Source organism: Zobellella sp. DQSA1, from assembly GCF_041950555.1.
Taxonomy (GTDB): domain Bacteria; phylum Pseudomonadota; class Gammaproteobacteria; order Enterobacterales; family Aeromonadaceae; genus Oceanimonas.
The window spans coordinates 2,981,921-3,001,233 of the sequence record NZ_CP169531.1; the positions used below are offsets into that span (position 1 = coordinate 2,981,921).

Sequence of the window (19,313 nt, forward strand, 5' to 3'; positions counted from 1 at the left end):
TACCGGGCAAGGTAAACAGCCATGAGCGAGCATTCCGGAGATTCGTTCATCACCATGGCGGCACACGCCCTCGCACAGGGAGATCCCCTGGGAGCGCTCGCTCGGATCGCCCTTCACGATGACGCGCCTTCGCTTGCACTGCGCGGCATCGCGATGGCGCAGCTTGGCGACTTCGCTCGTGCCAAGGCGCTCTTGCGCAGGGCGACACATGCCTTCGGGCCGAAGGAAGCCATCGCCCGGTCGAAGTGTGTCGTGGCCGAGGCCGAAATTGCACTCGCCTCGCGAGACCTGAACTGGCCGGCCAAGAGGCTCGATATGGCGCGGGCGCTATTGGAAAAGCACGGCGACCGGGCCAACGCCGCCCATGCACGGAACATAGACATCCGGCGCCAGCTTCTGCTCGGTCGCCTCGACGACGTCGAAGCGGCGCTCGCCGGGATCGATCCCTCGCCCTATTCCCCCCTATTGAAAACCATTCACGAGCTGATAACGGCGGGAGTCGCCCTCCGCCGCCTTCAAACAAAAAGGGCCCGCTCGGCCCTCACGCGGGCCGAACGGGCCGCTCGTCAGGCAGGCATTCCCGCACTGCTGGCGGAAGTCGAAAGTGCCGCTCTCGCCCTGAGTACCCCCGCCGCTCGTTTGATCCGACGAGGCCGGGAACGGCCGCTCCTGCTGGAGGAGGTAGCGGCATTACTGGCGTCAGAGGCGTTCGTCGTGGACGCCTGCCGCCATGCTGTGTGCGATGCGAACGCAACGGTCTCGCTTGCGGGACGCCCGGTGTTGTTCACCCTCGCCCGCCTGCTGGGCGAGGCCTGGCCCGGCGACGTGCCGAGGAACGTCCTCATTGCCCGTGCCTTCCGGACCAAGTTTGCCGATGATACCCATCGCGTTCGGCTGCGTGTAGAAATGGGCCGGCTTCGCAAATTGCTGCAGACACTGGCCGAGGTACGTGCGACGACGCAGGGATTTGCGTTGGTTCCGAGCCGCGCCAGGGAGGTCGTCGTACTGGCGCGACCCATCGAAGAAAAGCATGGGGAAGTGCTGGCCCTGCTTGCCGACGGTGAAACCTGGTCGAGTTCAGCCCTGGCACTGGCGTTGGGGGCCAGCCAACGCACCGTACAGCGGGCTCTCGAGTCGCTTGCGCACTCGGGCAAGGTGCAATCATTCGGGCACGGGCGTTCACGCCGTTGGGGACTTCCGCCGCTCCCGGGATTCACGACAACCTTGTTACTCCTGACGTCGCCCCCGGGGGGCTAGGATAAAAACAAATACCCGGCAACGAGGATAGCGACATGAAACGAACAACAGCCGACATCATTCATGAATATGGCCCCTTTCCGGGAGTAGACGCCGTACATGGGGTAACCTACGACGGAAGGCAGGTCTGGTTTGCCAGCGGAGACAGGTTGCACGCCCTGGATCCGGCGAGCGGGAAGACACAAGGTGCTATCGATGTCACCGCCAATGCGGGAACGGCTTTCGACGGCCATTACCTGTTCCAGCTCGGCGGGGATTGCATCCAGAAGATAGAGCCGCAAAGCGGCCGGGTCGTCGCCACACTCCCGGCACCCGGCGGTGATGGCTGCAATGCCGGGCTTACCTGGGCCGAAGGATCGCTCTGGCTGGGACGGTACCAGGACCGGAAGATCCTTCAACTCGATCCCCAGACCGGGGAGGTGCTTCGTACCATCGATTCCAACCGCTTCGTCACCGGAGTCACTTGGGTTGATGGCGAGCTGTGGCACGGCACCTGGGAAGGCGACGAGAGTGAATTGAGGCACATCGATCCACGAACAGGCGAGGTTCTGGCCACGATCGAGATGCCCCCCGGGACAGGAGTATCGGGGTTGGAGTCTGATGGCCGGGAGCGATTCTATTGCGGAGGAGGTGATAGCGGTAAAGTGAGGGCCGTACTCCGTCCGAAATGATGCGCCATGACATAAAGGCGGTTTTCTCCTGCCGACACCACCAGCCACACAACAGCGTGGCCCTTTGGGGCCACCTCCGTACCACACCACTCCCGAGCTCTGGCCCTTGGCCGAGCGCCACGCATTGAATGACTTCGCCCCCCTGGACAACGGGACCGATCAGCCTGATTTAGCCAGGCGGCGACCCAAGTCCCCTCGGCTCGGCTTTCTGCCTTTTTTTGCACAAATGAACAGCACCTTGACCAGGCTTGCGCCACCATGCCTAGTTTCTGGCCAAACGGTTGAACCAGACCTGTTTTTCGGGAAAAAACGGTTGACGCTCCGGGGCCGGATACGCATAATGCGCCCCGTCCGGTGACGAGGAGTCATCGACAGCGAAGTGGCTATGTAGCTCAGTTGGTTAGAGCACATCACTCATAATGATGGGGTCGCAGGTTCGAATCCCGCCATAGCCACCACTCTGCTGGGGTATCGCCAAGCGGTAAGGCAGCGGGTTTTGATCCCGCCATTCCCAGGTTCGAATCCTGGTACCCCAGCCATATTATCTGTCAAGCTGGATTAACAGCGGGTTTTGCTCCCGGCCTCAGCGCCCAGGTTCGGAACTCGGTAACCAGGCTATTTTTTAAATGGCTGGCAATTGTGTTATAACTGCCAACCATCACTGTTGGGGTATCGCCAAGCGGTAAGGCAGCGGGTTTTGATCCCGCCATTCCCAGGTTCGAATCCTGGTACCCCAGCCATTTTTCATAAATGGTTGAAGAAAAGCAGAGTTTGGCACCGGCATTTATGACCTGGTTCGTAGCTCGGCACTACAGCCATTTAAACACCATTGAGGCGACTCAATGCTTATGTGGCTATGTAGCTCAGTTGGTTAGAGCACATCACTCATAATGATGGGGTCGCAGGTTCGAATCCCGCCATAGCCACCACTCTTTTGCGGGAGTGGCGAAATTGGTAGACGCACCAGATTTAGGTTCTGGCGCCGCAAGGTGTGCGAGTTCAAGTCTCGCCTCCCGCACCATTAAAAATTGGGGTATCGCCAAGCGGTAAGGCAGCGGGTTTTGATCCCGCCATTCCCAGGTTCGAATCCTGGTACCCCAGCCATATCGACATCAAAAAGCCGGCCTCTGTGCCGGCTTTTTGGTTTCTGGAATTCGTGATTAGGGATTGGGCAATCCCGAGTCCCTAATCCCCAGTCCCCGCCCCTTACAGCCCCATGGCGTATTTCATTACCTGGTTTTTCAGCGGGCCGCTGTTCTGGGCGGCTTTCAATCCCAGATTGCGCAGCAACTTGAGCGGCAGCAGATCGTTGCTGAACGCCTGATAGAAGAGATCCATCGCCCCCTGCATCAGCAGGTTGTCGGGTCGGCGCCGGCACTGGTAGCGCTCAAGCAACTCGGCCGAGGCAATATCCTGGCCGCCTTCCACCGCCTGGTGCATCAGTTCGCTCAGGCAGGCCACGTCCTTGAACCCCAGGTTTACCCCCTGCCCCGCCAGTGGATTGATGGTATGGGCTGCGTCGCCCAACAGCACCACGGCGCCTTTCAGATACTGGTTGGCGTGCCGCCGGCGCAGCGGAAAATGACCCTTTTCCAGCACCCGGAAGGCACCCAGCCGGGCCGGAAAATGCACGGCGACCTGCTGCGCCAGTGCCATCCGGTCCAACGCGGCCAACTCCCGGATCCGCACCTTCTGGTCGTACCATACCAGGGAGCCGTGACGCTGGCCCAAGGGCAGAAAGGCCCGGGGGCCACTGGGGCAGAATTGCTGCCAGGTCGTCTCGGCTTCCAGGGCATCGCCCTCGATGCTGATCAGCATGCAATGCTGGGCATAGTCCCAGGCGGTGACACCGATGCCCGCAAACTGGCGGGTGCGCGACTCGGCCCCGTCACAGGCCAGCACCAGCCGGGCCTGCAGCCGCTGGCCATTGTCCAGGGCCAGCTCGGTACCGGTGGGGGTTGGTGCAAGCCCGGCCAGCCCATTGGGGCAGTCGAGCACCACATTGCGCCACTGGGCCAGCGCCTGCCACAGCCCGAGCTGGATCACCCGGTTTTCCACCATAAAGCCGAGGTGGTCACAGTCCAGCTCCCGGGCCTCGAAGCGGGTGCCGAACCCCTGCCACTCGCTCGCTTCCAGGGCGCGGTAGGGCCAGGCCCGCATGGCGACAATGGCATCCCAGGCCCCGGCCTGCTGCAACAGGCGCACCGAGGCGGCGCTGATCGCGGACACCCGCAGATCAAATTCCTGCCCGGGTTCGAAGGCGGCGGGCGCCCTGGCTTCGATAACCCGGATACTCAGTCCGCTCGGCGCCAGCAGCGCCGCCGCCAGGGCACCGACCATACCGCCGCCGATGATGGCGACATCACAGTGTTCCATTGTCCAACCTCCGGATTTTTCGGCCATTCTACCCCATTTAACCGGCGATTTCGGCGAGAATCTGGTCCCCTGTGCACTGGATATTATCTGGCCACTGCCGGGAGAAAAGAGTAGAATCCCCGGTCCTGAACGCATGTCCCTTGCCGTAATTCAAAGAGTGCCATGAGCAAAAAACTTCATATCAAAACCTGGGGCTGTCAGATGAACGAATACGATTCATCCAAGATGGCCGATCTGCTGGACGCCACCCACGGCTACCAGCTCACCGAGGAAGCGGAACACGCCGACGTGCTGCTGCTCAACACCTGCTCCATCCGCGAAAAGGCGCAGGAGAAGGTGTTCCATCAGTTGGGCCGCTGGCGTCCATTGAAGGAAGCCAACCCCGGGCTGGTGATCGGTGTCGGCGGCTGTGTCGCCTCCCAGGAAGGTGATGCCATTCGCGCCCGCGCTCCCTTTGTCGACATCGTGTTCGGCCCCCAGACCCTGCACCGGCTGCCGGCGATGATCAAATCCGTACTCGAAGGCAACGGCGCCCAGGTGGATGTGGCCTTTCCGGAAATCGAGAAATTCGACAACCTGCCCGAGCCCAGGGCCGAAGGCGCCACCGCCTTCGTGTCCATCATGGAAGGCTGTTCCAAGTACTGTTCCTTCTGCGTGGTGCCCTACACCCGCGGCGAGGAAGTAAGCCGCCCCCTGGACGATGTGCTCTATGAAATCGCCCAGCTCGCCGAGCAGGGCGTGCGCGAAGTCAACCTGCTGGGCCAGAACGTCAACGCCTACCGGGGCGGGACCTTTGATGGCGACATCTGCAGCTTCGCCGATCTGCTGCGGCTGGTGGCGGCCATCGACGGCATCGACCGCATCCGCTACACCACCAGCCACCCCATCGAGTTTACCGACGACATCATCGAGGTATACAAGGATACCCCCGAGGTGGTCAGCTTCCTGCACCTACCGGTACAGAGCGGCTCGGATCGCATCCTTACCCTGATGAAACGGCCGCACACCGCGCTGGAGTACAAGTCCAAGATCCGCAGGCTGCGCGCCGCCCGGCCCGACATTACCATCAGCTCCGACTTTATCGTGGGCTTCCCCGGTGAAGACGCCGACGACTTCGAAAAAACCATGAAACTCATCGAGGACCTGGGCTTCGACATGAGCTTCAGCTTTATCTTCAGCCCCCGCCCCGGTACCCCGGCCGCCGACCTGCCCGACGATGTGCCGATGGACGAGAAAAAGGAACGGCTGTACCGGCTGCAGAATGTGATCAACCACCAGGCCCAGCAGATCAGCCGGCAGATGCTGGGCTCGACCCAGCGCATCCTGGTGGAAGGTCCCTCCAAGCTCAACCCCATGGAGCTGCGCGGTCGCACCGAAAACAACCGGGTGGTCAACTTCGAAGGGCCGCACCACCTTATCGGCGGCTTCGCCGATGTGGAAATTACCGAAGTAATGCCCCACAGCCTGCGCGGCAAGTTCCTGCGTGACGAGGCCGCAATGGGCCTGCGGGTACAGGTGTCTCCCCGGAGCATCCTCGCTCGTCGCCCGGACGGCGTGGCCGATGAAGTGGGTGTGGCGACCTTTACCCCTTAACGGCCGGGAGCCGGGACTGGGGATAGGGGATTGGAAGATCCCGGCCAATCCCCTGCCCCCAATCACCAACCCCCGATATTCAGGAGTTACCTTGACACCCAACGTCACCAATCTGGAACTCGAACTGCAGCCCGCCGACGGCCAGCGCCTGGCCAGCCTGTGCGGGCCTTTCGACGACAACCTCAAACAACTGGAACGCCGCCTGGGAGTGGAGATCAACTACCACAATCAGCATTTCCAGATCCTGGGCCCGACCAACCTGGTCAAGGTGGCCGGCGATCTGCTGCAGCGACTCTATGTGGAGACCCAGCCGGTAAGAGGCCAACCCGTTCCCGATGTCACTCCCGAGCAGATTCACCTCGCCATCAAGGAGGCACGGGTACTGGAGCAGGGCCCTGAGCCCGATACCGGCTACCAGTATGGCAAGGAAGTGACCATCAAGACCAAACGCGGCCTGGTCAAACCCCGTACTCCCAACCAGGCCCAGTACGTGGCCCATATCCTGAGCCACGATATTACCTTCGGCATTGGCCCGGCCGGCACCGGCAAGACCTATCTGGCGGTGGCCGCCGCGGTAGATGCCCTGGAACGCCAGGAAATCCGCCGCATCCTGCTGACCCGGCCGGCGGTGGAAGCGGGCGAGAAACTCGGCTTCCTGCCCGGGGATCTGAGCCAGAAGGTCGACCCTTATCTGCGCCCCCTGTACGACGCCCTGTTCGAAATGCTGGGCTTCGAGCGGGTGGAAAAGCTCATCGAACGCAATGTCATCGAAGTGGCCCCCCTGGCCTACATGCGCGGCCGTACCCTGAACGACGCCTTTATCATCCTGGATGAGAGCCAGAACACCACGGTGGAACAGATGAAGATGTTCCTGACCCGCATCGGCTTCAACTCCAAGGCGGTGATCACCGGCGACATCACCCAGATCGATCTGCCGCGCAATGCCAAGTCCGGCTTGCGCCACGCCATCGAGGTACTGAGCGAGGTCGAAGGGCTGTCGTTCAACTTCTTCCGCGCCGAAGACGTGGTGCGCCACCCGGTGGTGGCCCGTATCGTGCGCGCCTACGAGGCCTTCGAGTCCCGGCAGAAGCACGCATCCCATCCCGATGAGGACAAGAAAGCATGACCCTGTGGCTGGATTTGCAAGTCGCCTGCGATGAAACACCCGGCCTGCCGGACGAGCAGGAGTTCGAACGCTGGCTGGCTGCCGCACTCGCCGGTGAGCGCACTGATGCCGAAGTCACGGTGCGGCTGGTGGACGAAGCGGAAAGCCGGGAGCTCAATCGGGACTACCGGGGCCGCGACTACGCCACCAATGTACTGTCTTTCCCCTTCGAAGCGCCCCCCGGCATCGAACTGCCCCTGCTGGGCGATCTGGTGATCTGCCGCCAGGTGGTAGAGCGTGAAGCGGCGGAACAGAACAAGCCCTTGAAGTCCCACTGGGCGCACATGGTGGTACATGGCTGCTTGCATTTACTCGGTTTTGACCATATTAAGGATGACGAAGCCGAGATAATGGAATCCAAAGAGATAGCGATCCTGGCCGGTTTAGGTATCGACAATCCCTATCAAGACGATGATGAAGGTTAATGAGGTCCATGAGCGACGATAATTCGAACTCAGAAAACGGTTCGTCCAGCAAGAAAAACTGGCTTGAGCGACTCGGCCAACTTTTTCAGGGCGAACCGAAGAGCCGTGAAGAACTGGTAGAAGTTATTATGGATGCGGGTGAGCGCGAGCTTATCGATCAGGACACCCAGGACATGATCGAAGGGGTGCTGGAGGTGAGCGAACTCAGGGTACGGGACATCATGATCCCCCGCTCCCAGATGGTCACGGTGGAGAAATCCCAGCCGGTGTCCAGCTTCCTGCCCATGATCATCGAGTCCACCCACTCCCGCTTCCCCGTGGTCAACGAAGACAAGGACCACATCGAAGGCATACTGCTGGCCAAGGACTTGCTGCAGTACGGCTTTAACCTGACCGACGAGCCCTTTTCCATCGAGAAGGTACTGCGTCCGGCGGTGGTGGTGCCCGAAAGCAAGCGATTAGACAAGCTGCTCAAGGAATTCCGGGAAGAACGCTACCATATGGCCATCGTGGTCGACGAATTTGGCGGCGTCTCCGGACTGGTCACCATCGAGGACATCCTCGAGCTCATCGTCGGCGACATCGAAGACGAGTACGACGCCGAAGAAAGCGCCGAAATTCGCCAGATCAGCAAGCGGGTCTATGCGGTGGCGGCGCTCACCGACATCGAGGACTTCAACGAATTCTTCCATACCCAGTTCAGCGATGAAGAAGCCGATACCGTCGGCGGCATGGTGATGCATGCCTTCGGCCACCTGCCCGCCAAGGGCGAGCAGGTCGAGATCGACGGCTTCGTATTCAAGGTCGCCCACGCCGATCGTCGACGCCTGCTGCAGTTACAGGTTAAGATACCCGACAATCAGGAAACCTCCTCCTCGGAGCCAGCATAAGTGCGCAATTCTCTGCCATATCTCGGGGCCCTGCTTAGCGGGGCCCTCGGCGTTTTAGCCTTCAGCCCCTTCGACTTATGGCCGATGGCGCTGGTGTCATTGCTCGGGCTCTGCCTGTTGACCCAGCATGCCTCCCCGGGCATCGCCGCCAAACGGGGCTTTATCTGGGGGCTGGGCCTGTTCCTGCCCGGGCTGTGGTGGATCCACGTCAGCATGACCATGTTTGGCGGCCTGCCGCTGCCGGCCGCCTTTTTTCTGGTGGCACTGCTGGCCGCCTACCTCAGTCTCTATACCGCCGCCGCGCTCTGGCTGGGCCAACGGCTGATACCCTCGCCGATATTGCGCGCCCTGCTGGTGCTGCCGGCCTTGCTGGTGGTGGCCGACTGGCTGCGCGGTTGGGTGCTGACCGGTTTTCCCTGGTTGTGGTTCGGCTACAGCCAGCTGGAAGGCCCCCTGGCTGGCCTCGCCCCCATACTGGGCGTGCAGGGCATCAGCTGGCTGCTGAGCTTCTCTGCCGGTGCCTTCTGGCTGCTGTTGCGACGCAACAGGGTCTGGTGGCCGGGCCTTGTCGCCCTGGCGCTGTGGGCCACCGCCTTCGGCACCGGCTTTATCCAGTGGGTCAGCCCCACCCAGAGCAGCCGCTTCGCCCTGGTGCAGGGCAATATCGAGCAGTCTCTCAAGTGGATTCCCGGCCAGCTGGAACTCAGCCTGGAGCGTTATCTGGGGCTGACGTTGCCGGAGCAGGATGCCGATGTGGTGATCTGGCCCGAGTCCGCCCTGCCGGCTTCCGAACAGCAGCTGGCACCCTGGTTGCAACAGGTGGATAAACTGATGCAGGAACGCGGCCAGAGCCTGCTGACCGGTATCGTCTCCCGGCCTAGTGAGGAAGAGGTGTACAATGCGGTCATTACCCTGGGTCAGAGCCCCGATCCCTACGGACCCGGCCATGGCAATCGCTATTACAAGCAGCAGTTGGTGCCCGTCGGTGAATTCGTACCCTTCGGCAGCCTGCTGCGACCACTGGCCCCCTTCTTCGATCTGCCGATGTCGTCCTTTTCCCGGGGCGAACCGGAGCAACCGGACCTGGACGCCGCCGGCCGCCACTTCAGCGTAGCCATCTGCTACGAAGTGGCCTTCCCGGGGCTGGTGCGGGCCAATATGAAGCCGGATACCGACTACCTGCTGACGGTGTCCAACGACACCTGGTTCGGCCAGTCCATCGGACCCTGGCAACACCAGCAGATCGCCCGCATGCGCGCCCTGGAACTGGGCCGGCCCCTGATCCGCGCCACCAACAACGGCGTGACCCTGGTCACCGACGAGAAAGGCCGCATTACCGCCAGTCTTCCCCAATTCGAAGCAGGGGTGCTGCGCGCCGAGGTCACCGGCATGAGCGGACTCACGCCCTACGCCCGCTTCGGCAGCGGGCCGCTGCTGGCCTGGTTGGGTCTTAGCCTGGTGATTGCCGGTATCGGTTGCCGGCAACGGGGCAGGGCCTGGAGCCTGGAGAAGAAAAGCCTGTTTAAATAAGCGCCGGCACGAACGGCTGCTTATCGGCTCAAGGCATCAGCGGCCGGCGGATAAAGCTGTCGTGGCCGCATTCCAGGCAGGTGGTCAACACCTCCGGATGGGTAACTTCATGAACGTGGGCGCACAGGGTACAGTCGTACTGGCCCGGTCCGACCACTTCTCCGGCCCGGTACTCACCGTTGTGCTCCAGATCCTGCACGAACTCCCGCCACTCCAGCTGGCTCTTGTCGGTGGCGCCGGCCAGCCAACCCCAGACCGTCTCGCTGATACGCCGGTAAAATACGCTGTCCTTGAACTCGTCCCCGCTGTCGCCTACTTCGGCCAGATCCCGCTTCACGTATTCGGCAATCAGTGCCAGTTCGTCCCTGGTCAGATCGCCGGCCGCTTCCATGTAGGCCTGGGTTTTCTCCACCAGTTCCTTGATGGTGGTATTCTCGGCAGCCTGCCACTGCCGATGCAGCTCCTCCACAAAGGCTTCGTAGCCTTTTTTGTGCTTGTTGTCTTTCTCGCTCATGGCGCTTTCCTCTGTTAAACCGGGAAGGTACGGCTATTGTTGCTTGCTACCCCCTGGGGTATTCTATGCCGATTTATCGCGTGTATTACCACCCATTTCTTCACGGAACCGGACGTCACTGATGCAAGAGCAATACAATCCCCAGAATATTGAGCCTGAAGTGCAACGCTTTTGGGCCGAGCAGCAGACCTTCAAGGCTACCGAACAACCGGGCAAAGACAAATTCTACTGTCTGTCCATGTTCCCCTACCCGTCAGGTCGGCTACATATGGGGCATGTCCGTAACTACACCATAGGTGACGTTATCTCTCGTTATCAACGGCTGCAGGGGAAAAATGTGCTGCAGCCCATCGGCTGGGACGCCTTCGGCCTGCCCGCCGAAAACGCCGCCATCAACAACAAGACGGCCCCGGCCCCCTGGACCTACGAAAACATCGATTACATGAAGAACCAGCTCAAGCGGCTGGGCTTCGGTTACGACTGGGATCGGGAGCTGGCCACCTGTACCCCCGAGTATTACCGTTGGGAACAGTGGTTCTTCACCAAACTCTATGAAAAAGGGCTGGTCTACAAGAAAACCTCTTCCGTCAACTGGTGCCCCAATGATGAAACCGTGCTGGCCAACGAGCAGGTCAACGACGGCTGCTGCTGGCGCTGCGATACCCCGGTGGAGCAGAAGGAAATTCCCCAGTGGTTCATCAAGATCACCGACTACGCCGAAGAGCTGCTCAACGACATCGAGGCGCTGGAAGGCTGGCCCGAGCAGGTCAAGACCATGCAACGCAACTGGATTGGCCGCAGCGAGGGTCTGACCCTGAGCTTTGCGGTGGACGGCCAGGATAACGGTTTCGAGGTCTACACCACGCGTCCCGACACCCTGTTCGGCGTGACCTATGTCGGCGTGGCCGCCGCCCACCCGCTGGCTGCCAAGGCGGCCGAGGGCAACCCCGAACTCGCCGCCTTTATCGAAGAATGCAAGCACCACAAGGTGGCGGAAGCCGAGATGGCGACCATGGAGAAAAAGGGCATGGCCACCGGCTTTTATGCGGTGCACCCGCTCACCGGCAAGCAGGTGCCGATCTGGGTTGCCAACTTCGTGCTGATGGACTACGGCTCCGGCGCCGTTATGGCGGTACCCGCCCATGACCAGCGCGACTACGAGTTCGCCAGCAAATACGGCCTGGACATCATCCCCGTGATCCGGCCCGCCGACGGCAGCGAACTCGACATCTCGGAGCTCGCCTACACCGAAAAAGGCGTGCTGTTCGACTCCGGCGAGTTCAGCGGCCTGAACTTCGGGCAGGCCTTCGATGCCATCGCCGAAGCATTGGCCGCCAAGGGCCTCGGCCGCAAGACGGTCAACTACCGCCTGCGCGACTGGGGCGTCAGCCGCCAGCGCTACTGGGGCGCGCCCATCCCCATGCTCAACCTGGAAGACGGCAGCGTGGTCGGCGCCCCGGAAGACAGCCTGCCGGTGGTGCTGCCGGAAGACGTGGTGATGAACGGCATCCAGAGCCCGATCAAGGCCGATCCCGAGTGGGCCAAGACCACTTACCAGGGCCGGCCGGCCCTGCGCGAGACCGATACCTTCGACACCTTCATGGAGTCCTCCTGGTACTATGCCCGCTACTGCAGCCCCGACTACGACCAGGGCATGCTGGACGTGGACAAGGCCAACTACTGGCTGCCGGTGGATCAGTATATCGGCGGCATCGAGCACGCCTGCATGCACCTGCTGTATGCCCGCTTCTTCCACAAGCTGCTGCGCGACACCGGCCTGGTCGAATCCGACGAGCCGTTCAAGCGCCTGCTGTGCCAGGGCATGGTGCTGGCCGACGCCTTCTACTACACCGACGACAAGGGCGGCCGGGTCTGGGTCAGCCCGCTCGAGGTCAGTATGGAACGGGACGAAAAAGGCCGGGTCAAGCGCGCCGTCGACCAGCAGGGGCGCGAGCTGGTGCACACCGGCATGACCAAGATGTCCAAGTCCAAGAACAACGGTATCGATCCCCAGGTGATGGTGGACCGCTACGGCGCCGACACCGTGCGCCTGTTCATGATGTTCGCCTCTCCCGCCGATCTCACCCTGGAATGGTCCGACTCCGGCGTCGAGGGGGCCCAGCGCTTCCTCAAGCGGCTGTGGAAGCTGGTGTACGAGCACCAGGCCCGCGGCCCGGTGGCATCGCTGGATCTGGCCGGCCTCGACAACGACCAGAAGACGCTGCGCCGCGAGCTGCACAAGACCATCGCCAAGGTCAGTGACGATGTGGGCCGCCGCCAGACCTTCAACACCGCCATTGCCGCCATCATGGAGCTGATGAACCGACTGGCCCGGGTCGACATGGACCAGCCCCAGGATCGCGCTCTGCTGCAGGAAGCCCTGGAAGCCGTAGTGGTGATGCTGCATCCCATAGTGCCGCACACCTGCCTCAGGCTGTGGCAGGCCCTGGGTCACGACGACATCGACCATGCGGTATGGCCCCAGGCCGACGCCGACGCCCTGGTGGAAGACGAGAAACTGGTGGTGGTGCAAGTCAACGGCAAGGTGCGCGGCAAGGTGACGGTCGCCGCTGACGCCGACCAGGCCACGGTGGAAGCCGCCGGCAAGGCCGACGACAACGTGGCCCGCCACCTGGACGGCAAGACCGTCCGCAAGGTGATCTACGTGCCCGGCAAGCTGCTGAATATCGTGGCCAACTGACGCTGGAAGCTGGAAGCTGGAAGCTGGAAGCTGGAAGCTGGAAGCTGGAAGCTGGAAGCTGGAAGCTGGAAGCTGGAAGCTGGAAGCTGGAAGCTGGAAGCTGGAAGCTGGAAAAGGATTGCATAATGGCTTGTTCACTCAAGTCTTTCTCTTCAAGCTTCCGGCTTCAAGCTTATCGCTGTTTTTAAAGGAGTTTTTATGCTCTCTCGAATCAAGGCCGGGACGCTGATCGTCCTCACCCTGCTACTGGCCGGTTGCGGCTTCCAGCTCAGGGGCGGTGACAATCTGCCTCCCGAGCTGCAACGGCTGACCCTGGCCGGTGACGACAAGACCCAGTTTTACCGTCTGGTTTCGGCCCGGCTGCAACGGGCCGGGGTACAACTGGTCTCACCGGATGGTGCCACCCCGGTGCTGACCATCTCCCCCTTGGGGCAGAGCAATACCGTCGCCTCGGTCAATGCCAGGGCCGATACCCTGGAATACGCCATGCGCTTCGGTACCCGCTTCACCCTGGACATGCCCGGCGAGCCGCGCCAGGTGTTCAATGTGACCTTCAACCGCAGCTTCCTGGACAAATCCGATCAGGCGCTGGCCTCCAGCCGTGAACAGCAGCAGTTGCGCGAACAGATGGAACACGAAGCCGCCGAACAAATCCTCCGTCAGTTGAACCGCTTGTCGTTCTGATGCGCCTCTACCCCGAGCAACTGCCACAGCATCTGCAGGCAGGGCTGTCGTCCTGCTATTTTATTTACGGCGACGAACCGCTGTTGAAACTGGAAGCCCTGGACGAACTGCGCCGGGCAGCACGCGCCCGGGGCTTTGACGAACGCCACCGCTTCGATACCGACGAAGGCCTGGACTGGGACGCCATTTTCGACGCCAGCCAGACCCTCAGCCTGTTCAGCGCCCGCCAGATCATCGAACTGCACCTGCCGGAAAAGCTCGACAAGACCGGCTCCGAGCGATTGCGGGAGTTGCTGCGCCAGTGCCACCCTGATCTGCTGTTGCTGGTGGCCGGCCCCCGGCTGAACCAACAGCAGCAGAAAGCCGCCTGGTTCAAGGCTCTGGCCGACGCCGGCCCGCTGGTGCCGGTGTCGGCACCGGATGCCCGTCATTTTCCCCGCTGGCTGGAGCAGCGGCTGCATCGCCATGGCCTCAAGGCCGAGCCCGATGCCCTGCACTGGCTGGCCTATGCCTTCGAGGGCAACCTGCTGGCGGTGGCCGGCGAGATCGAAAAGCTGAACCTGCTCGACCTTGCCCAGCCACTGACCCTCCCAGTCCTGCAGCAGAATGTACAGCCTCACCATCATTTCAACCCCTTTCAGCTGTTCGACCCGTTATTGCAAGGCAAGGTCAAACGTGCCTGCCGAATCCTGCTGCAGCTGCGCCAGGAAGGGGTGGAAGCCGGCATGCTGTGCCATCTGCTGGCCCGGGAACTGAGCAACCTGCAGCAGCTGCAACTGGGGCTACAGAATGGCCAGTCTTTCCATCAGGCCGCCGCTGCCCTGCATATCTGGTCCAGCCGCCAGCCGCTGATGCAGGCGGTGCTGGGGCGCCTGTCGGCCTCCAAGCTATGCAGCCTGCAGGCCATGCTGGCCGCCGCCGACCGGGCCGTGGCCGCCTTCGACGACGACGAGGCCTGGCGCTGGCTGTACAGCCTCTGTGTCGGCTTTCTCGACGATCAACCGCTGGCCATTTCACCATGAGCAAACCCATAGGGCTCCTGGGCGGCACTTTCGACCCCATCCATATCGGTCACCTACGGTCTGCCATCAGTACCCTGGAACGACTGGACCTGCGTGAAGTCCGACTGTTACCCAACTATATTCCGCCGCACCGGAGCTCCCCCGACAGCGCCCCGGAGCATCGCCTGGCCATGGCCCGGTTGGCGGCGGCGCAAACGCCGGGACTGACCGTGGATGATCGCGAACTAAAACGTAACCGTCCTTCCTATACCATCGATACCTTGACAGAGCTGCGCCGGGAATTGCCGCAGATCCCCCTGTGTTTCCTGATGGGGATGGACTCGCTCTGCTCGCTCAACCGCTGGCACCGCTGGCGGGAACTGCTCGATCACGCCCACCTGGTGGTCAGTCACCGGCCCGGCTGGGAGCCCGACTTCAACGACGATGTCGCCGAGCTCTACCGGACCCATGGTACCCGTGACGCCGAACAGCTGCACCGGGCACTGGCGGGTTCCATTTATCTGCTTGATACCCCCCGGCTCGAGATCTCCTCCACCCGGATCCGGGACTGCATCCGGGCCGGGAACAATCCACAATATTTGTTGCCAGATCCGGTAGCGGTCTATATTCGTGATAAGGGACTCTATTCAGGGCCCGTGCTATAATCCGCCGCCATTTAGAACTGAGGAGAAAGATCCCTTGCAAGGTAATGAATTACACACCTTCGTCGTCGATAAACTGGACGATCTCAAAGCCCGGGACATTCAGATCCTCGATGTCCGAGGCAAATCTACCATCACCGATTGCATGATAGTCTGCTCAGGCAACTCCAGCCGTCACGTCAATTCCATTGCCGAACACCTGGCCACCGAAGCCAAGCATGCCGGCCTGAACACCCTGGGTGTCGAAGGCAAAGGCGCCGGTGAGTGGGTACTGGTCGACCTGGGTGAAGTCATAGTGCACGTGATGCAGGAAGAAACCCGCGACTTTTACCAGCTCGAAAAACTCTGGGGTGGCAACACCGTCGGGGCCCTGGCCGGATGAAATTGCAGCTGGTGGCGGTCGGCACCAGGATGCCGGCCTGGGTATCCGCCGGTTTTCAGGAATACCAACGACGCTTTCCCCGGGATCTGCCGCTGGAGCTGACGGAAGTAGCGGCCGGCAAGCGGGGCAAGAATGCCGATATCGACCGCATCCTGCACAAGGAAGGCGAGCAGATGCTGGCCGCCGTCGGTAAATCGGCGCGTATCGTTACCCTCGATATCCCCGGCCGGCCCTGGACCACAGAGCAACTGGCGGAACAACTGACCCGCTGGCAACTCGACGGCCGGGATACCGCCATCCTGATCGGTGGCCCCGAGGGGCTGGCACCGGCGTGCAAGGCTGCCGCCGAACAGTCCTGGTCGCTGTCACCGCTGACCCTGCCCCATCCCCTGGTACGGGTGGTGGCGGCGGAAAGCCTGTATCGGGCCTGGAGTATCAATAACAACCATCCTTATCACCGAGAGTAACGATGGCAAAAGGCCGGGTTAAGATGCGTGATCATGGCGCCGAGTCGTCCCTTTATTGGCGCCGGGCCTTGACGTCCTTTGTAGGTATACTGCTGCTGATGGGGGTGCTGCTCGCCAATCTGTACCATCTGCAGGTCAACGAACACCAGACCTACCAAACCCGCTCCAACGACAACCGTATCAAGGTAGTGCCGATAGCGCCTACCCGCGGCCTGATCTACGATCGTAACGGCACCTTGCTGGCGGAAAACCGCCCCATCTACAGCCTGGAGATTACCCCCGAACAAGCCCGGGATCTCGAGGCCACCGTCGATGGCCTGCTCACGCTGCTCGAGCTGGATCCGGCGCTCAAAGAACGTTTCCTGGCCGACGTGCGTCGCCAGCGTCGTTTCAACCCCATAGTGCTGGTCAGCCGCCTGACCGAAGAGCAGGTGGCCCTGTTCAGCATCAATCAGCACAAGTTTCCGGGTGCCTCGATAGAAGCCTACCTGAAACGCTTCTATCCCTACGGTGCCACCTTCACCCATGTGATCGGCTATATGGCCCGTATCAACGACAGGGACGTAGAGCGGTTGCGGGAAGAAAACAAGCTGGCCAACTATGCCGCCACCCGCGACATCGGCAAACTGGGAGTCGAGCGCTACTACGAAGACCTGCTGCACGGCCAGGCCGGCTACCAGGAAGTCGAGGTCAACAACCGGGGCCGGGTGATCCGCACCCTCAAGTACAAGCCGCCCATCCCCGGCAGTGACATCTACCTGAACATCGACATCGGCTTGCAGCAGAAGGCCCAGAAGCTGATGGCCGACCGGCGCGGCGCGGCGGTGATCATGACGCCCCAGGACGGCAAGGTACTGGCCCTGGTATCCAGCCCCAGCTACGACCCCAACCCCTTCGTGCACGGTATCAGCGGGCCCGAATACCGGGCCCTGCTCAACGATCCCAATCGCCCCCTGATCAACAGGGCCAGCCAGGGTATCTATGCCCCCGCCTCCACCGTCAAGCCGATGCTGTCGGTGATGGGCCTGAACGAGGGCGCCTTTACCGCCGGTACCCGCTTCTTCGGCGGGCCTTACTTCCAGATCCCCAATACCAGCCGCAAGTTCCGTGACTGGCGGCGCTGGGGCCACGGCTGGATGGACGTGTACCGGGCCATCGAGATCTCGGCCGACACCTTCTACTACGACCTGGCCTACCGGCTGGGGATAGATACTCTGCACGACTACATGAGCCGTTTCGGTTTCGGCCAGTTTTCGGGCATCGATCTGCATGAAGAAGCCAGCGGCATCATGCCGTCCCGGGGCTGGAAGCAGGCCCGCCACAAGCAGCCCTGGTACCAGGGCGACACCATCTCGGTGGGCATCGGCCAGGGCTACTGGACCGCCACCCCGCTGCAACTGGCCCGAGCCACCGCCATCATGGTCGACCGGGGCGAGACCGTGCATCCCCGCCTGCTGCACGGCATCAAGGGACCGGACGGCATGATTCCCATGCCGATCAGCAAGGGCGAGCCGATCGAACTCAAGCAGGACAGCTTCTGGGATGTGGGCCTGACCGGCATGTACCGGGTAGTACACGGCAGCGAGGGGACCGCCCGTCGCGCCTTTTCCGACACGCTCTACAAGGCCGGCGGCAAGTCCGGTACCGCCCAGGTGTTCAGTCTGGCGGAAAATCAGCAATACGATCATGACAGCACCAGGGAGCACCTGCGCGACAACGCCCTGTTCGTGGCCTTCGCCCCTTACGAGAACCCGGAAGTCGTGGTGTCGGTGGTACTGGAAAACGCCGGCGGCGGCAGCTCCAACGCCGCGCCGGTGGCCCGGGCCCTGCTCGATCTCTATATGCTGCCCGCCCTGGGGCAAACCGAGGAATCCAGCGAAGATGAATAAACATCGCCGTCAACGCCCGCTGTGGGAGCTGTTGCACCTGGACTGGCCGTTGCTGCTGGCCCTGCTGATCCTGCTGGGCGCCAGTATGGCCATCCTGTACTCCGCCAGCGGCGAAGATCTCGACTCCGTTACCCGTCAAGGCATGCGCATCGGCCTGTCCCTGGTGGTGATGATGGTACTGGCCCAGTTGCCCCCCAGTTTCTATGCCCGCTGGGCGCCACCGGTATTCGTCCTGGGGGTGGTGCTGCTGGTGCTGGTATTGCTGATCGGCGACATCGGCAAGGGCGCCCAGCGCTGGCTGGAGGTAGGTTCTTTCCGTTTCCAGCCGTCGGAAATCATGAAGCTGGTGATGCCGATGATGATAGCCGCCTACATCAGCCGCTACCCACTGCCCCCCAACCTGCTGCACCTGTTCCTGGCCCTGGGCCTGGTCATTTTCCCCACCCTGCTGATCGCCAAACAGCCGGATCTGGGCACTTCCCTGCTGGTGGCCGCTTCCGGCTTTTTCATCATCTTCCTGGCAGGCATGTCCTGGCGGCTAATTCTGGCGGCAGTGGCAATGGTGGCCGCCTTTCTGCCGGCACTGTGGTTCTTCCTGATGCACGACTACCAGAAGCGACGGGTTCTGACCCTGCTCAACCCCGAGAGCGATCCCCTCGGCGCCGGTTATCATATTATCCAGTCAAAAATCGCCATCGGCTCCGGCGGCCTCTGGGGCAAGGGCTGGCTGCAGGGCACCCAGTCCCAACTGGAGTTTCTGCCCGAGCGGCACACCGACTTTATTTTCGCGGTGCTGAGCGAGGAATTCGGCCTGGTCGGGGTCAGCCTGCTGATGCTGCTGTACCTCTTTATCATCGGCCGCGGCCTCTATATCTCGGTCCAGGCCCAGGGCGCCTTCTCCCGCCTGCTGGGTGGAGCCCTGACCCTGACTTTTTTTGTCTATGTATTTGTCAATATCGGCATGGTCAGTGGCCTGCTGCCGGTGGTGGGAGTACCGCTGCCATTAATCAGTTACGGCGGTACCTCCATGGTGACACTGATGGCCGGATTTGGCATTCTCATGTCAGTTCATACCCATAAGCGCCTGTTGGCGAAATAAAAGGATT

At 61.7% G+C, this 19,313-nt stretch carries 17 protein-coding genes and 6 tRNA genes; 21 read left to right on the top strand and 2 right to left on the bottom strand.

The annotated features are described in order from the left end of the window. Positions 1 to 21: 21 nt before the first annotated feature. From ACEVBK_RS14340 to ACEVBK_RS14375, 8 genes are all read left to right on the top strand, one after another. Positions 22 to 1,257: a hypothetical protein gene (locus ACEVBK_RS14340; protein WP_375055597.1), complete on the top strand. Its 1,236-nt coding sequence runs from the start codon at positions 22 to 24 to the stop codon at positions 1,255 to 1,257. 35 nt (positions 1,258 to 1,292) lie between these two features. Then, the gene (locus tag ACEVBK_RS14345) at positions 1,293 to 1,928 is read left to right on the top strand and encodes a hypothetical protein (protein ID WP_375055598.1); all 636 of its coding nucleotides are present in this window, start codon (positions 1,293 to 1,295) and stop codon (positions 1,926 to 1,928) included. A gap of 381 nt (positions 1,929 to 2,309) precedes the next feature. Then, positions 2,310 to 2,386: transfer RNA gene (locus ACEVBK_RS14350), tRNA-Met, on the top strand. A gap of 6 nt (positions 2,387 to 2,392) precedes the next feature. After that, a tRNA-Gln gene (locus tag ACEVBK_RS14355) sits at positions 2,393 to 2,467 on the top strand. Between the two features lie 126 nt (positions 2,468 to 2,593). Beyond that, positions 2,594 to 2,668, top strand: a tRNA-Gln gene (locus ACEVBK_RS14360). Between the two features lie 112 nt (positions 2,669 to 2,780). Further along, positions 2,781 to 2,857, top strand: a tRNA-Met gene (locus ACEVBK_RS14365). Between the two features lie 7 nt (positions 2,858 to 2,864). After that, positions 2,865 to 2,949 (top strand) — tRNA-Leu (locus ACEVBK_RS14370). An 8-nt stretch (positions 2,950 to 2,957) separates the two neighbouring features. Beyond that, positions 2,958 to 3,032, top strand: a tRNA-Gln gene (locus tag ACEVBK_RS14375). A gap of 102 nt (positions 3,033 to 3,134) precedes the next feature. On the opposite strand, the gene ACEVBK_RS14380 is transcribed toward ACEVBK_RS14375, so the two are convergent. Then, positions 3,135 to 4,304 (bottom strand): FAD-dependent monooxygenase, encoded by a 1,170-nt coding sequence (locus ACEVBK_RS14380; RefSeq protein ID WP_375055599.1) that lies wholly within the window; start codon positions 4,302 to 4,304, stop codon positions 3,135 to 3,137. Positions 4,305 to 4,466: 162 nt separating this feature from the next. Between ACEVBK_RS14380 and miaB the strand changes: the two genes are divergently transcribed. The 5 genes from miaB (at position 4,467) to lnt (ending at position 9,907) form a co-directional block, all read left to right on the top strand. After that, positions 4,467 to 5,897 carry a tRNA (N6-isopentenyl adenosine(37)-C2)-methylthiotransferase MiaB gene (gene miaB / locus ACEVBK_RS14385; RefSeq protein WP_375055600.1) on the top strand — a complete coding sequence of 477 codons (1,431 nt, stop codon included), beginning with the start codon at positions 4,467 to 4,469 and terminating at the stop codon, positions 5,895 to 5,897. Positions 5,898 to 5,988: 91 nt separating this feature from the next. After that, positions 5,989 to 7,023: a PhoH family protein gene (locus tag ACEVBK_RS14390; protein WP_375055601.1), complete on the top strand. Its 1,035-nt coding sequence runs from the start codon at positions 5,989 to 5,991 to the stop codon at positions 7,021 to 7,023. Next, positions 7,020 to 7,487 (top strand): rRNA maturation RNase YbeY, encoded by a 468-nt coding sequence (gene ybeY / locus ACEVBK_RS14395; RefSeq protein WP_375055602.1) that lies wholly within the window; start codon positions 7,020 to 7,022, stop codon positions 7,485 to 7,487. The genes ACEVBK_RS14390 and ybeY overlap by 4 nt, the downstream gene beginning before the upstream one ends. A gap of 8 nt (positions 7,488 to 7,495) precedes the next feature. Continuing rightward, positions 7,496 to 8,377: a CNNM family magnesium/cobalt transport protein CorC gene (corC, locus tag ACEVBK_RS14400; RefSeq protein WP_375055603.1), complete on the top strand. Its 882-nt coding sequence runs from the start codon at positions 7,496 to 7,498 to the stop codon at positions 8,375 to 8,377. After that, positions 8,378 to 9,907 (top strand): apolipoprotein N-acyltransferase, encoded by a 1,530-nt coding sequence (gene lnt / locus ACEVBK_RS14405; RefSeq protein WP_375055604.1) that lies wholly within the window; start codon positions 8,378 to 8,380, stop codon positions 9,905 to 9,907. It abuts the gene before it with no gap. A 28-nt stretch (positions 9,908 to 9,935) separates the two neighbouring features. On the opposite strand, the gene ACEVBK_RS14410 is transcribed toward lnt, so the two are convergent. After that, positions 9,936 to 10,421, bottom strand: coding sequence for a hypothetical protein (locus ACEVBK_RS14410; RefSeq protein ID WP_375055605.1), 486 nt, complete (start codon positions 10,419 to 10,421; stop codon positions 9,936 to 9,938). A gap of 121 nt (positions 10,422 to 10,542) precedes the next feature. On the opposite strand from ACEVBK_RS14410, the gene leuS reads away from it, so the two are divergent. The 8 genes from leuS to rodA all read left to right on the top strand — a co-directional run bounded on the left by leuS (position 10,543) and on the right by rodA (position 19,306). Continuing rightward, positions 10,543 to 13,122, top strand: a complete 2,580-nt coding sequence (gene leuS, locus ACEVBK_RS14415) for a leucine--tRNA ligase (protein ID WP_375055606.1) — start codon at positions 10,543 to 10,545, stop codon at positions 13,120 to 13,122. A gap of 198 nt (positions 13,123 to 13,320) precedes the next feature. Continuing rightward, complete coding sequence (lptE, locus tag ACEVBK_RS14420; RefSeq protein WP_375055607.1) at positions 13,321 to 13,806, top strand: LPS assembly lipoprotein LptE; 486 nt, start codon at positions 13,321 to 13,323, stop codon at positions 13,804 to 13,806. Further along, positions 13,806 to 14,828 (top strand): DNA polymerase III subunit delta, encoded by a 1,023-nt coding sequence (holA, locus tag ACEVBK_RS14425; RefSeq protein ID WP_375055608.1) that lies wholly within the window; start codon positions 13,806 to 13,808, stop codon positions 14,826 to 14,828. Before lptE ends, holA begins: the two co-directional genes overlap by 1 nt. Then, positions 14,825 to 15,472 carry a nicotinate-nucleotide adenylyltransferase gene (gene nadD, locus ACEVBK_RS14430; protein ID WP_375055609.1) on the top strand — a complete coding sequence of 216 codons (648 nt, stop codon included), beginning with the start codon at positions 14,825 to 14,827 and terminating at the stop codon, positions 15,470 to 15,472. The genes holA and nadD overlap by 4 nt, the downstream gene beginning before the upstream one ends. Before the next feature lie 34 nt (positions 15,473 to 15,506). Further along, positions 15,507 to 15,851, top strand: a complete 345-nt coding sequence (gene rsfS / locus ACEVBK_RS14435; protein WP_375055610.1) for a ribosome silencing factor — start codon at positions 15,507 to 15,509, stop codon at positions 15,849 to 15,851. Beyond that, entirely contained in the window at positions 15,848 to 16,318 is a 471-nt protein-coding gene (gene rlmH, locus ACEVBK_RS14440) for a 23S rRNA (pseudouridine(1915)-N(3))-methyltransferase RlmH (RefSeq protein ID WP_375055611.1), read from the top strand. Before rsfS ends, rlmH begins: the two co-directional genes overlap by 4 nt. A 2-nt stretch (positions 16,319 to 16,320) precedes the next feature. Beyond that, the gene (mrdA, locus tag ACEVBK_RS14445) at positions 16,321 to 18,207 is read left to right on the top strand and encodes a penicillin-binding protein 2 (RefSeq protein ID WP_375055612.1); all 1,887 of its coding nucleotides are present in this window, start codon (positions 16,321 to 16,323) and stop codon (positions 18,205 to 18,207) included. Next, a complete protein-coding gene (gene rodA / locus ACEVBK_RS14450; protein ID WP_375055613.1) occupies positions 18,200 to 19,306 on the top strand; it encodes a rod shape-determining protein RodA in 1,107 nt (368 codons plus the stop codon). Before mrdA ends, rodA begins: the two co-directional genes overlap by 8 nt. The last annotated feature ends 7 nt before the right edge of the window (positions 19,307 to 19,313 follow it).